The sequence below is a fragment of the Sorangium sp. So ce302 genome (assembly GCF_051530145.1).
GTDB classification, from domain to species: Bacteria; Myxococcota_A; Polyangia; order Polyangiales; family Polyangiaceae; genus Sorangium; species Sorangium cellulosum_B.
In genome coordinates, this window is record NZ_CP150326.1 from 5,524,749 (window position 1) to 5,537,485 (window position 12,737).

The following is a 12,737-nucleotide window of genomic DNA, read 5'->3' on the forward strand; positions in this document are numbered from 1 at the left end:
GATGGCCAGCGCGAGCGCGAAGCGGATGCGCGCCACGGCGGCGCTCCTGATGCTCGGGCTGTCGGCGTGCGTCGCGCGGGCTCCGGCGACGGTCTCGCTGCGGGTGAAGGGGAACGTGCCCGACGCGTCGGTCACCATCGACGACCAGTACATCGGCGCGCTCGCTTACGTCGCCGCCCACGGCGTCGCGCTGCCGCCCGGCGCGCACCGGATCACCGTGGAGAAGGCCGGCTACTTCGCCTGGGACCGCCTTGTCGAGGCCAGGAGCGGCGCTCCGCCGATCCACCTCCAGGTGCAGCTCACGCCCGTGCCGGATTGACGACCTCGCGGGGCTGGCACCGGCCGGCCCTGGCGCAGCCGCACCCTCACCGGGGCGCACGCGCGAGAGCACAGGACGAAATCATCTCCACGCGGTCTCCGTAATCCATGTGGTGGATGCACGCGGCATCCATCCCGATCTCCACTTTACGGGGGACCGAATCATGCCGAATCGGAGCAGTCCGAAGGCGCGCGTGACGAAGACGCGCGCGCCTTCCATGAACAAATCAGCTCGGCGCGCCCGCCGGTGCGCCACCCTCGAGGTGTGCGGCCCCGAGAGCTGTCGTCCGGGAGGCCGCCTGTTTCACGCCCTGTGCGATCTCGCCGATCGCTTCCTGCAACGCCGGGGAGATCCGCGGGCGATGCAGCTGGGCACCGTGCTGTTTTATGTCGCATTCCACAGCGCTCGAGCCGCCGAGGACGACGACTTTCGCCTCTCTCTCCGGACCTCCCTGGACATGCTCGTCGAGCTCGAGCCGGTCGAGCGCTGGCTCCGGCCGCCGCCGGCGTTCGATGTGCCATCCGGACGACCTGCGCCGCGCCCCTACCCCACCTGCGCCGGCGCGGAGCTCCCGGCGCCACGAGGCTCCGGATGACGCCGCCGCGTTCCTCGCCGTCCGCGCCGCCGTCCGCGCCGGCGCGCCCGTCGTTCGAGACGGTCTATGCCGTGGGCTTGCCGTTCCTTCATCACGCGCTCCGCTGGCTGGGTGTCTCGGTGAACGATCTGGACGACATGCTCCAGGAGGTCTTCCTCGCGGCCTATCGGGGCCTGGCGAGCTACGAGCCATGGCGCTTCCACGCGGCCCCTGCGGGCGGGCTCGCCGCGGCAGGACCGCCGCCCCTTCGCATCACGCCCGAGGCGGCGCTGCATCGATGGCTGTTCGGCATCGCATGGAGAAAGACGAGCCACTACCACGCGCGCGCTCACCGGCGTCGCGAGATCCCCTCCGGGGCCGGCGTGTCCTGGCCGTTCGACGAGCGCGCCCCGGCGCCGACGCCCGAGCAGTCGCTCGCGGGCGCGGACCGCGCCGAGATCGTGACGGCGCTGCTGCTGAAGATCGCGCCCGAGCGGCGCGTGATCCTCGTCATGTACGATCTCCTCGGCGTCGCGGTGGCCGACATCGCCGGCGAGCTCTCGCTCAACGAGAACACGGTCCGCTCCCGCCTGCGCCTCGCCCGCGAGGACTTCCGCGCCGCCGTCGCGCGTCAGTCGGCCGAGCGCCGCAGCGCCCTGTGCGCCCTCACCGCGTCGGAGCGCCCCCTCCACACGAGCGCCGCGACCATGCTCCACACCGTGCGCGCGTTCCCGCCCGTCCACGCGCCCGCTGCACGCGCGCTCTGGCGCCGCCTCCAGCAGCGGATCGACGAGCGCGCTGCCATTGCCAGGACCGCCCCGCCGGCGCCGTGGTAAGGACCAGCGAGCCAGCGCCACCAATGCACGGACGATAGGGACAGAACGCAACACGCACGGCGCCGCACACACCCACGCGACCAAGCGACGGCAGACGAGACGGTAAGACGAGGCGAAGAATACGAAGCGGGCGACCCCACTGACAGCTTGACGCCCCCGCACGTTTGTGTAGTCTCCGCCGCCCTCGCAGAGAAAGTCCTACGATCATGGCCAATACTCCGAAGTGGAATGTCCGTCTGCGTCACGAATGGCTCGCCACCCCGCTCAAGAAGAAGCGCCTGAAGCGCTGCCAGAAGGCGCGGATCGGCCTGCTCGATGCGGAGCAGCGCAAGGCTGCCAAGCAGAAGCCCGTCCAGGTCGAGCAGCCCGCGAGCTGACCGGCTGACCACCGTTACGCACCGCGCGACACTTGCCAGCCCGGCCGCGCGAATACCTCGACATCACGTGCCGATCGCGGTTCCGCAGGTCGGCGCCCTCGCGCGGCGCGATCCGTGGTAGCGTCGCCTCGCGGTGTTCGCCCGCGCGTTGGCGACGACTCGTCGAACCTCACCTCTGGTGAGGTTCGACCCGGATCCATGGGAGCGAGGCCCTGAGCGTGTCGGATTCGAGCTTTTCGCCCGGTCGCTCGGGCACTCCTGCCGTGCCTTCGTCTCGCTCTGCAGGGGGCGAGGAAGGCGACGGACCCACCCGCGTCATGAGCGACACGGAGCGGCAGGCCGCGCTTGCCGCCGTGCGCGGAGCGCAGGCCGCGGCCGCCGCCGCTGCGGTCACCTCTACGACCGCGGAGACGGTTCGCCCTCCGCCGCCCCCTCCCTCCGCGTCGGGCGCGGCGGCGCACGAGCTGGCCGCCGAGACGGTCCGCCCCGCTGCGCTCCCCAAGGGGCTCGCAGCGGCGGCTGCGCACGACGCGACCGCCGACACGGTCCGTCCACCCGCTCCTCCCACGGGGAGCGCGGAGAGCGCGGCGGACGGGCAGCCGGCGGAGGCGGACCCGCTCGTCGGCACCACGGTGGCGGGCGCGTACCACGTCATCCGCCTGCTCGGCGAAGGCGGCATGGGCCGCGTCTACGAGACGCACCACACCCGCATCCCGGGCAAGCGGTTCGCGCTGAAGACGCTCCACCCCGAGCTCGCCCAGCAGCCCACCGTCCTCGCGCGGTTCCAGCGCGAGGCCGAAGCCGCAGCGTCGATCCGGAGCCCGCACATCGTCGAGATCTTCGACGTGAACCGGCTGAGCGACGGCCGGCCGTGCATCATCGCCGAGTACCTGGATGGCAAGGGCCTCGACGAGCTCCTCGCAGGGTCGGGAGGGCGGCTGTCGGCCGGCGCCGCGGTGCGGATCGCGCGCGAGGTGTGCGACGGCATCGCGGCCGCGCACGCCGCGGGCATCGTGCACCGGGACATCAAGCCGGAGAACATCTTCCTCACGGGCGACCCCGCGTGTCCGACCGTGAAGGTCCTCGATTTCGGCATCTCGAAGACCTCCGCGCCGTCCACGCTCACGAGGACCGGCATGGTGCTCGGAACGCCGGCGTACATGGCGCCGGAGCAGGCGAAGGGGGACGAGATCGACCCTCGGGCCGACATCTACGCGGTGGGGGCGGTCCTCTACCACGCGCTCACCGGGCAGCGCCCCTTCGAGCGCAGCGACCCGACGGCAGTGCTCCTCGCGGTCATGACGGAGGAGCCGCCGCCGCCGCGATCGCTCAACCCGGACATCCCGCCGGGCCTGGAGGCCGTCGTCCAGCGCGCCATGGCGAAGCAGAGAGAGGACCGCCACGCCTCGATGGGCGAGCTCGCAAGCGAGCTCGCGCCCTACGAGGAAGCGGCCGCGCCCGGGCCGCCCAGCGCTCGCGCGTCGCTCGCGCGCGCGTCCGTCGTGCTCGGGCGGCCTTACGCGCTCTCGCACGCCTTCGGCCTGCCCGGCTCGGCGTCGTCCGAGGCGTACCTGACGCGGCAGATGGTCTTCCTCGCGGTGAGCCTCGGCCTTGGGTGGCTCGGCGCGGGCCTCGTCAGCTGCCTCGCCGGCTTCGCGCGCGCGGCGCGCGGCGACGCCGCCGCGCTGTCGGGCCAGGGCGCCACCCTGCTCACGCTCGGGATCCTGTGCGCCCTGTTCGGCGTCGGGCTTCTCGGCGGCTTCTATGTCTTTCGGCGTGTCTGGCGGGACGACGCCCGGATGAGCGCGCTCGCGCCGCGGCTCACGACGCCCGTCGTGCTCGCCCTCGTGGCCTACGGGGCCGCGTCGCTGCTCGTGCGGCTCGTGGAGGCCGTGCTCCTGCAGCGCGCCATCGGCATCGCATGGCCGGTCTGGGACGCGCTGCTCTTCCTCATCAGCGTGCTCGCCGCGGGCGCTGCCGCCCTGTTCCAGTGGCGAGGACAGCGGCGATGAGCCCGCGGCCGGGCCGCCGGACGCGGGCCATGGGCCGCTGTCCGGGCGTGTGTTAGGGGAGCAGGCCATGCCAGCGCAGGCATCTGGGACGAGCGCCCGCCAGGCCAGCACCCCCGGCAGACCGGGCACACAGGCGGGAACAACCACCGTGCTCGGCGCAGGCGGCAACGCCTCGGGCTCGCGCGCCTCCCTGCTGGCGCGGACGCCGCCCGCGGCGCTCTGGCTCGTCACGGGCGCGGCTGCGCTCGTCGCCGTCGTGTTCACCGCGGCGCTGCTGCGCGACGGCGTCTCGCTCTCCCGGCTCGAGGCGGCCTCGCTCGCAGAGCGCGCGCCGCCGTCGAGCTCCGGCCTCCGGCGTCCGGTCGCGCCGCGACCTTCCGATGCTGTCCCCGCCGACGAGCTCGCCACAGCGACCGCGGGCGGCGTGCTCGCGCTGGAGGCGCTCGCCTCGCGCTACCCGAAGGATCCGGTGATCTTCCGCGCGCTGATGCTGCGCCACGCGCTCCCGCCGCCTTATCATGCCGCCGCGCTCGCCGCGGCGAAGCGGCTGCTGGAGCTCGATCCGGGGGCGGCGGCCGACGACGACGTGAAGCGCATCGTCTCGAGCGCCGCCGCCGGACCGCCCGAGGCGGCCTCGGCTGCGCTCGACCTGATGGCGACCGGCATGGGGAGCCACGGGGCGGATCTGCTCTACGAGCTCGCGGTGGGCAGCTCCGCGCTGAAGGAGCGCGCCGCGAAGCGGCTCGCGGAGGCCGCGGTCCTGGGGCGGGCGACGCCCGCGCTGCGCATCGCCCACGAGCTCCGGAGCGCGCCCTCCTGCAAGGCGAGGCAGGCCTTGCTGGCGCGCGCGACGACCGATGGCGATCGGCGCGCCGTCGATGTCCTCGCGCCGCTCGTCACCAGCAAGGGCAAGGGGTGCGGCTTCCTGGGCATGAGCCGGTGCGCGGCGGCGTGCGCCTCGATCGCGGGAGAGATCAAGGCGGCGATCCAGGCGATCGAGACGCGCACCGGGCCAGCGCCCCGGGCGGCCGACGCGCCTGCGAGCCGATGACCGCGCCTGCGAGCCGATGACCGCGCCTGCGAGCCGATGACCGCGCCTGCGAGCCGATGACCGCGCCTGCGAGCCGATGACCGCGCCTGCGAGCCGATGACCGCGCCTGCGAGCCCATCGTCTCACGCTCGAATCGATGACGTTGACCGAGGGTTGCGCAGGTGGGAGCCTTGCCATAGTAGGGCTCAACTCATGTACGTTCCTGCTCAACCCTGGTCGCCGGACTCATGGCGTGAACGGTTCAACGCTGCGCCGCTCCCCTATGACGATCCCGACGCCGTCCAGGTGGCCGTCGAAAAGCTCCGGGCGCTGCCGCCGCTCGTGACCTCGTGGGAGGTCGAGCGACTCAAAGGCTATCTGGCCGAAGCGCAGCTCGGCCGCCGGTTCGTGCTCCAGGGGGGAGACTGCGCGGAGACGCTCGACGACTGCCGCCCGAACATCGTCACGAACAAGCTCAAGATCCTGCTCCAGATGTCGCTCGTGCTGGTGCACGGCGCCCGCCGGCCGGTGGTGCGCCTCGGGCGCTTTGCCGGGCAGTACGCCAAGCCGCGCTCCAGCCCGGTCGAGACGCGCGACGGCGTGAGCTTGCCCAGCTATTTCGGGGATCTCATCAATCGCGCTCCCTTCGACGCCACCGCCCGGCGCCCCGATCCAAACCTGATGATCGCGGGATACCAGCACGCGGCGATCACCCTGAATTTCATCCGTTCCCTGTCGGAGGGCGGCTTCGCCGATCTGCACCACCCGGAGTACTGGGACCTGAGCTTCCTCGAGCGGGCGGACCTGCCCGGGGAGCTGCGCGAGCGATACCAGCGGATGACGGAGCAGGTCGGGGAGGCCCTTCGGTTCATGGAGGCGCTCGCGGAGGTGCCGGTCGGGGAGCTCTCGCGGGTCGAGTTCTTCACGAGCCATGAAGGGCTCCACCTGCACTACGAGTCCGCGCAGACGCGGAAGGTCGCGCGCCGGCCTGGCTTCTACGATCTGACGACCCACCTGCCCTGGATCGGCGAGCGCACGCGGCAGCCGGACGGCGCCCACGTCGAGTTCTTCAGCGGCGTGGAGAACCCGCTGGGCATCAAGCTCGGCCCGAAGACGCTCCGCGACGACGTGATCCGCCTCCTCGACCGGCTCAACCCGGCGGACGAGCCGGGCAAGATCGTGCTCATCGTGCGCATGGGCGCGGGCCGCGTGCGCGACGGGCTCCCGCCGCTCATCGAGGCGGTGCGGTCCGCGGGGCGCAAGGTGCTCTGGATGTCCGATCCGATGCACGGCAATACCCAGACGACGTCCAGCGGGATCAAGACACGGAATTTCGAGGATATCCTCACCGAGATCGAGGCGAGCTTCGAGGTGCATGAATCCATGGGATCCCACCTCGGCGGCGTCCACTTCGAGCTCACGGGTGACGATGTCACCGAGTGCGTCGGGGCGGGGCTCACGGAGTCCGATCTCGACCAGCGCTACGCCAGCCTGTGCGACCCGAGGCTGAATTACCGCCAGTCGCTCGAGATGGCGTTCCGCATCGCCCACCGCATGGCGGAGGCCTCCCGGCGCGCGAAGGGCTGAGTCGAGGGCAGGAGTCTCCTGCTGGCGTTCCGTCGAGACTGCCCAATGAACACCCGCAGGGGGTAGTTCGCCATGCAGACCATCTCGACGGAACAGGGTGAGAGCCGACAGGGCGGAGAGCAAGCCGCGACGGATGCCTCGCACGAGTGCCCGCAGCGCTCCGGCGCCAGCCCCACGCTGCTCGAACATTTCCTGCCTGAGGCCGATATCGTCATGAACCACGCGATCGTGGTGATGGCGCCACCGGAGGTGACGTACGCCACGCTGAAGAGGGTGGATTTCGCGAGGAGCCGCTCTCTCCTCCTGCGCGCGGTCTTCGCGCTCCGCCTGGCCGCCGTGCGGCGCGCCCGGCGCAGGCTCCGCCTCGCGCCGCTCCCGGCGCGCGTGCGGATGTCGCTCCAGAACATCGAGGATTACGGCCAGTCCAAGCTTGCCGAAAAGGAGGGCTCCGAGGTCGTCATCGGCTCGATCGCGCGCCTGTTCAGCGTCGAGAGCCTGTTCACGAGGCGGACCGCCGCCGAGTTCAAGTCGTTCGACTGCCCGGGTCACTTCAAGGAGGCGGCGAGCTTCGTCGTGATGCCCTACGGACAGCGCCGGACGCTGCTCGCCTACGAGACCCGCATCCGCGCGACCGACACGCGGACGAGGCGGCGGCTGTTCCTCCTGGACGCGCTGACGGCGCCGCTCGGGAGGCTCGTCATGCGCCGGATGCTCCGCGTCGTCGCCAGGGTCGCCAAGTACCAGTGCGCGGCGCCGGCGCATCATCATCGCCAGCAGGCCACGTAGCGCGATCACTGGCGATCCGTCGAGACTACCCCAATGGATCACCGCAGGGGGTAGTTCGCCATGCAGACCATATCGAGAGAACAGGGTGAGTTCCGGCAGGGAGAGGGACAGGCCATGACGGGCGCCTCGCCCCAGGGCCAGCAGCGCTCCGGGGCTTGCCCCACGCTGCTTGAATATTTCCTGCCGGAGGCCGACATCGTCGTGACCCACAAGATCGTGGTGATGGCGACGCCGGAGGTGACGTACGCCACGCTGAAGAGGGCGGATCTCGCGAAGAGCCGCTCTCTCCTGATGCGCGCGGTCATCGCGCTCCACCTGGCCAAGCTGCGCCGCGCCCGGAGCAGGCTCCGCCTCGCGCCGCTGCCCGCGCGCGCGCGGATGACGCTCCAGAACGTCGAGGACTACGGCGAGATCAAGCTGGCAGAGCGGGAGGGCTCCGAGATCGCCATCGGCACAATCGAGCGCCTGCTGAACACAGAGAGCCTGTTCACGAGGCGGACTCCCGCCGAGTTCATCGCGTTCGATTGCCCCGGGCACATCAAGGCGGTCGGGGGCTACGTGGTGACGGCCTACGGCCAGCGTCGGACGATGCTCTCGTACGAGGTACGGATCCGCGCGACCGACACGCGGACGAGGCGGCGGCTGTTCCTCCTGGACGCCCTGACAGCGCCGCTCATGACGCGCTTCTCGCGTCAGATGCTCCGCTATATCGCGAGGGTCGCCGAGCGCCAGTGCGCCGAGCCGACGTACCGCCAGGCCACGTAGTCCCCTCGGTGTGCCGGGCGCGGGCCGCCGGCCGCGCGCCGGCCACGAGCGGGCGCGCGCGGCTCGCGCCCCCGCCGGGAGCGCTGCCGGGGCGCGCCTTGCGCCGCGGCCCTCGCTCGTGCACCCTACGCGGCGAAGGAGGCCCGCCATGCACCCCATTGCATCGACGAGCCTCGGCCTGACGCGCCGCTGAGCGCGCCGGCGAGGCTCACATCCCCGAGCTCATCTCGCGTGTCGCTGGAACCGCGCGGCCGACGCGTAGGTGCGTCGCCGCGCCCTCGGGAGCATGGCATGGGCAAAGATCGATCGCGGAGCCGCGAACGCGCGCGCTCCGTCGTGGATGCAGGTTCGTTGTTCGGTGGGACGGCGGCGCGGAGCGCGCAGCGCAAGGAGCGCCAGCTCTGCCGTCAGGTGCAGGAGGCGGTGAGCGACGCGCTCGCCGCGCTCCGCGACGACGTCCTCCAGGACGTCTGGGTGATGGGTGTGGAGCCGGCGCCCGACGCCAGCCGGCTCGCGGTGGTCGTGCAGGTCAGGCCTGGCACGCCGCCGGAGGTGGCGGCGGCGCGGCTGGAGAAGGTGGCGGGCTACGTGCGCGCGGAGGTCGCGGGGGCGATCACCCGCAAGCGCGCGCCGACGCTCGCGTTTCAGGTGCTGCCGCCGGAGGGAGAGCCGTGAGCGCGCGCATCTCCGCGTGGCTCCCGGACGGCGCGAGCGCGGCGCTCAGCGCGTCGCTCTCGCGGCTCGCGCGCACCGACGACGTCGCGCACATCGCGGTCATGCCCGACGCGCACGTGGCCGACGACGTGTGCGTCGGCACGGTGACCGCCACGACCCGTCGCCTCTTGCCGGCGGCGGTCGGCGGCGACATCGGCTGCGGCATGGTCGCGCTGCGGCTCCGCGCGGACGCCGATCTGCTCGCGGATCGCGATCGCGCGGCGCAGCTCCTCTCCGCGCTGTGCCGCCGCGTCCCGCACCTGTTGCGCCCGGCCGCCGGCGCTCCGCCGCTGCCCGGCGATCTCGCCGAGGCGCGGCTCGGCGCGCCTCGCCTCGAGGCGATGAAGCACCGCGAGGGCCGGATGGAGCTGGGTACGCTCGGCCGGGGCAACCATTTCCTGGAGGTGCAACGCGACGAGGAGGGCGCGCTGTGGCTGCTCCTCCACAGCGGCTCGCGCGCCATGGGCCCGGCGATCCGGCAGCACCACGAGGCGCTCGCGGCGCGCGACCCGTCGGGCGTCCGCTTCCTCGACGCCGAGAGCGAGGCCGGGCGCGCGTACCTCGATGATGCAGCCTGGGCAGCGAGGTACGCGCGGGCGAGCCGCGCGCGGATGGTCACCGAGGCCCTCTCGCTCTTCGCCGAGCTGTTCGGCGTCGACGCCGACGCGTCGTCGCGCATCGAGATCGATCACAACCACGTCCGGCGCGAGGAGCACGGCGGACGCGCGCTGTGGGTGCACCGCAAGGGCGCCATGGGGCTCCGCGAGGGGGAGCCCGGCGTCGTGCCCGGGTCGATGGGGAGCCCGAGCTTCCACGTCGAGGGGCGCGGCCACCCCGAGGCGCTCGGCTCGTCAGCGCACGGCGCCGGGCGCGCGCTGCCGCGGGGCGAGGCGCGCCGCCGCATCGGCGCGCGGCAGCTGCTGCGCGAGGCCGAGGGCGTGTGGTTCGATCACCGCCTCGCGGACCGGCTGCGCGAGGAGGCGCCCTCGGCCTACAAGGACATCGGCGCGGTCATGCGGGCGCAACGCGACCTCGTGCGCGTCGTCCGCCGGCTCTGGCCGGTGCTCGTCTACAAGGCGCCATGAGCGGACCCGTCACGGCCGGTCGAGGGTGACGACGGGCGACGTCCACGTCTCCCAGTGCGCCTCGTTGTCCGGATCGCCGAGCGCCCTGAGCGCGCGGAGCTTGATCAGGTAATCCCCGTCCGGGACGACGGTGGGCCTCCCGTCGAGCTTCGTCGTGCCCTTCCATCCGTACCGCGTGACCGCCGTCGCGGACGCGCTCTGACCGACGTGGGACAGCATCAGCGCGCGCCCCCACGGCTTCGCCGTGGCGGCGTCGACGATGTCCAGCGCCAGGACCTCCGCGCCGTGATCGAGGTGGACGACCACATACGGCATGTCGTCCGACGCCAGCGTGTACGCCGCGCCGCGCGGCTGCTGGGTCAGGCGCGTCCCGCTCAGCTTGCCGAGCCACGGAGCCCCGGAACCCGACGGCTTGAGGAGCGGCAGGCTCTGATAATCGCCCTTGAAGCCCGCATACGGCACCCGCAGCAGGCCGTCGGCCGCGCCGCCCCGCGGCGTGAACACGAGGTAGCCGCCGAACAGGCCGCCTTCCGCGAGCGCGTCGCTCGCCGTGACGGTGACGGAGACGGTCGCGCTCCCGGCGGCGGGCACCGTCACCGTCACGGCGCTGAAATCGACGCGCGCCGCGCCGGTCGTGGCGCTCGCCGGCGCCCAGTGGTCGCCCCCTGTCGCGCACGCCGCGGGCGCGTGCGACAGGTCGTAGATGACGTCGCGCCCGCTCGAGTTCTCGAGCGTCAGCGTACGCGCGGCGGGGCCGGCCTCGCTCTCTCCCAGCGAGAGCTTTCCGGGGCTGATCACGGTGGTCGCGCGGATCGCCCGGTCGACGCGGATCACCCCTGCGCCCTGCCGGTGCGCGCTCTCCGGCACGCCGGCGCCCAGATCACCGCTCCACGGCGCGGGGACCGCGGTGTTCTGGAGGACGTCGCGCACGCGCGCCGCGGACAGCTCCGGGCGCGCGGCGAGCAGGAGCGCGACGGCCCCGGCCACGTGCGGCGCCGCCATCGACGTCCCGCTGAGCGTGTCGTACGAACCTTGCTCGATCGGCACCGTCGAGTAGATCGTGCCGCCGGGCGCGGCGAGATCGGGCTTGAAGGACAGCGCCGCGCTCAGGCCGTGCGAGCTGAAGCGGGAGACGAGGCCCGCGGTGCTGTTCCGCGCGGCCACGGCCCGGTGGGTCCAGCTGTGGGTCACGGGCCCGGCGTCGAGGCGCGCGTTGAGCAGCTCGCCGTCGGCCTGCGCGATCCCCACGACCGGGAGGGTGATCGGAGGGTCGCCCTCCACGGACGGGCTCATCGCCCCGGACCGGTCGTTGTAGAACAGGACGCCGACGGCGCCCGCGGCCTGCGCGTGCGCGGCCTTCTGGTGGAACGAGCAGCCGCCGCGCCGGACGAGCGCTATCTGGCCCGCGAGGCTGCCGGCGGGGAGCTCGGCGCACGCGTCGCGGGCGCTGGTGGTCGTCCCCGTGCGCGCGAGGGCGGCGCTCCCCGAGAGCGGCGCGGGCGGGCTCCCGGCGCCGCGGGTGTAGCCGATCACGGCGTTGCCCGGCGCGACGGTGAACGACAGGGTGGTGACGCGCGTGCTGTCGACGGACGCGGTGCCGATGACCGCCTCACCCACGCCGGGCGCGCCCGCGGCCCAGAGCCCCTTCTCACCGCTGTTGCCGATCGACGCGACGACCACGACGCCGCGCCCGACCAGCGCGCTCGCCGCCGTCGCCGTCGGATAGTCAGGCCACTGGAACGGCGTTCCGATGCTGATGTTGATGACGTGCATGCCGTCGCTGGCAGCCCGCTCCATCGCCTTGAGGATGATGTCGGCGCGCGAGCCGCCGCGGCAGCCGAACACGCGGTAAGCGCCGAAGGTCACGTCCGGGGCCACGCCCTGCACGACCCCGTTCGCCCCGATGATGCCGGCGACGTGCGTGCCATGGCCCAGGCAATCGTCCGGCTCTCCGTCGGGCACGGGCGGCTTGGTCGCGTCACCGGCGACGAAATCGTCGCCGACGAAATCGTAGCCAAACGCCACGCGGCAGCCCGGGCCGAAGCAGCCTCCGAGATCGGGGTGATGGTAGTCGACGCCGCTGTCGATCACGCCGACGCGGATGTCCTCGCCGGTCACGCCAAGCTCTCGGCGCACGACGTCCGCGCCCGACATCTCGCCTGCGACGGCGAGGTCCGGGTCGACCGTCGGCGCGGCGCGCGTGGTGTCGAGCTCCACCGGCACCACCGGGTAGACGGCCTTGACCCCGGGCATGTCCGGGAGCGCGGCGGAGCCGTCCTGCGCGACCCGGACGGAGAGGCCGTTCCAGAGCTCCTCGAACGAGAATCGTTGTTTGTACCGGAGCCCGCGGGTCGCTGCAGCTCGCCGGAAGCGCTCCCGCTCCTCCTCGACAAGGCCCTTGACGCGGTCGCTCCCGCTGCCCCTCGCGGCCGGCGCTCGCTCGAATTCCACGAACCAGAGCTCCGTGGCCTCCTCCGGCGCGAACGTCGCTTCGCCTGGCTCCGAGTCGTCCGGAAGGACAGTGTCCCGGCCCGCCTCCTTGTCTCCAGTCTCTCCGCTGCACCCTGAAATGGCGAACCAGAGAGATGCCAGAACGAGCCGGCAACCACCGCACCTCACAAGCCCCTTCCCGCGCGCTCCGATCATCGATTC

12 protein-coding genes are annotated in these 12,737 nt (G+C 72.6%); 11 read left to right on the plus strand and 1 reads right to left on the minus strand.

The features are described from left to right. The first annotated feature begins 1 nt into the window (after window position 1). From WME73_RS20875 to WME73_RS20925, 11 genes are all read left to right on the plus strand, one after another. Window positions 2-319 (plus strand): PEGA domain-containing protein, encoded by a 318-nt coding sequence (locus tag WME73_RS20875; RefSeq protein WP_437747168.1) that lies wholly within the window; start codon window positions 2-4, stop codon window positions 317-319. Between the two features lie 217 nt (window positions 320-536). Next, window positions 537-914: a hypothetical protein gene (locus WME73_RS20880; RefSeq protein WP_437916863.1), complete on the plus strand. Its 378-nt coding sequence runs from the start codon at window positions 537-539 to the stop codon at window positions 912-914. Beyond that, a complete protein-coding gene (locus WME73_RS20885) occupies window positions 911-1,729 on the plus strand; it encodes an RNA polymerase sigma factor (RefSeq protein ID WP_437916864.1) in 819 nt (272 codons plus the stop codon). Before WME73_RS20880 ends, WME73_RS20885 begins: the two co-directional genes overlap by 4 nt. A gap of 206 nt (window positions 1,730-1,935) precedes the next feature. After that, the gene (locus WME73_RS20890; protein WP_012236312.1) at window positions 1,936-2,106 is read left to right on the plus strand and encodes a hypothetical protein; all 171 of its coding nucleotides are present in this window, start codon (window positions 1,936-1,938) and stop codon (window positions 2,104-2,106) included. 317 nt (window positions 2,107-2,423) lie between these two features. Beyond that, entirely contained in the window at window positions 2,424-4,118 is a 1,695-nt protein-coding gene (locus WME73_RS20895; RefSeq protein WP_437747171.1) for a serine/threonine-protein kinase, read from the plus strand. Between the two features lie 67 nt (window positions 4,119-4,185). Beyond that, on the plus strand, window positions 4,186-5,169 hold the full coding sequence (locus WME73_RS20900; protein WP_437916865.1) for a hypothetical protein: 984 nt from the start codon (window positions 4,186-4,188) through the stop codon (window positions 5,167-5,169). Window positions 5,170-5,361: 192 nt separating this feature from the next. Further along, window positions 5,362-6,735, plus strand: coding sequence for a 3-deoxy-7-phosphoheptulonate synthase class II (locus WME73_RS20905; protein WP_437747173.1), 1,374 nt, complete (start codon window positions 5,362-5,364; stop codon window positions 6,733-6,735). 72 nt (window positions 6,736-6,807) lie between these two features. Continuing rightward, entirely contained in the window at window positions 6,808-7,521 is a 714-nt protein-coding gene (locus WME73_RS20910) for a hypothetical protein (protein WP_437747174.1), read from the plus strand. Window positions 7,522-7,635: 114 nt separating this feature from the next. After that, window positions 7,636-8,286, plus strand: a complete 651-nt coding sequence (locus tag WME73_RS20915; protein ID WP_437747175.1) for a hypothetical protein — start codon at window positions 7,636-7,638, stop codon at window positions 8,284-8,286. Between the two features lie 291 nt (window positions 8,287-8,577). Further along, a complete protein-coding gene (locus tag WME73_RS20920; RefSeq protein ID WP_012236317.1) occupies window positions 8,578-8,961 on the plus strand; it encodes a ribosome-binding factor A in 384 nt (127 codons plus the stop codon). Then, window positions 8,958-10,085, plus strand: coding sequence for an RtcB family protein (locus WME73_RS20925; protein WP_437873074.1), 1,128 nt, complete (start codon window positions 8,958-8,960; stop codon window positions 10,083-10,085). The genes WME73_RS20920 and WME73_RS20925 overlap by 4 nt, the downstream gene beginning before the upstream one ends. A 9-nt stretch (window positions 10,086-10,094) precedes the next feature. Here the strand turns inward: WME73_RS20925 and WME73_RS20930 are convergent, their stop codons facing one another. Beyond that, a complete protein-coding gene (locus WME73_RS20930; protein WP_437916866.1) occupies window positions 10,095-12,536 on the minus strand; it encodes a S8 family serine peptidase in 2,442 nt (813 codons plus the stop codon). Between the last annotated feature and the right edge of the window lie 201 nt (window positions 12,537-12,737).

Excerpts from the sequence above, each read along its gene's own strand:
- WME73_RS20875 (WP_437747168.1), top strand. The coding sequence starts at position 2 with ATGGCCAGCGCGAGCGCGAAGCGGATGCGCGCCACGGCGGCGCTCCTG.
- WME73_RS20880 (WP_437916863.1), top strand. The coding sequence starts at position 537 with ATGAACAAATCAGCTCGGCGCGCCCGCCGGTGCGCCACCCTCGAGGTG.
- WME73_RS20885 (WP_437916864.1), top strand. The coding sequence starts at position 911 with ATGACGCCGCCGCGTTCCTCGCCGTCCGCGCCGCCGTCCGCGCCGGCG.
- WME73_RS20890 (WP_012236312.1), top strand. The coding sequence starts at position 1,936 with ATGGCCAATACTCCGAAGTGGAATGTCCGTCTGCGTCACGAATGGCTC.
- WME73_RS20895 (WP_437747171.1), top strand. The coding sequence starts at position 2,424 with ATGAGCGACACGGAGCGGCAGGCCGCGCTTGCCGCCGTGCGCGGAGCG.
- WME73_RS20900 (WP_437916865.1), top strand. The coding sequence starts at position 4,186 with ATGCCAGCGCAGGCATCTGGGACGAGCGCCCGCCAGGCCAGCACCCCC.
- WME73_RS20905 (WP_437747173.1), top strand. The coding sequence starts at position 5,362 with ATGTACGTTCCTGCTCAACCCTGGTCGCCGGACTCATGGCGTGAACGG.
- WME73_RS20910 (WP_437747174.1), top strand. The coding sequence starts at position 6,808 with ATGCAGACCATCTCGACGGAACAGGGTGAGAGCCGACAGGGCGGAGAG.
- WME73_RS20915 (WP_437747175.1), top strand. The coding sequence starts at position 7,636 with ATGACGGGCGCCTCGCCCCAGGGCCAGCAGCGCTCCGGGGCTTGCCCC.
- WME73_RS20920 (WP_012236317.1), top strand. The coding sequence starts at position 8,578 with ATGGGCAAAGATCGATCGCGGAGCCGCGAACGCGCGCGCTCCGTCGTG.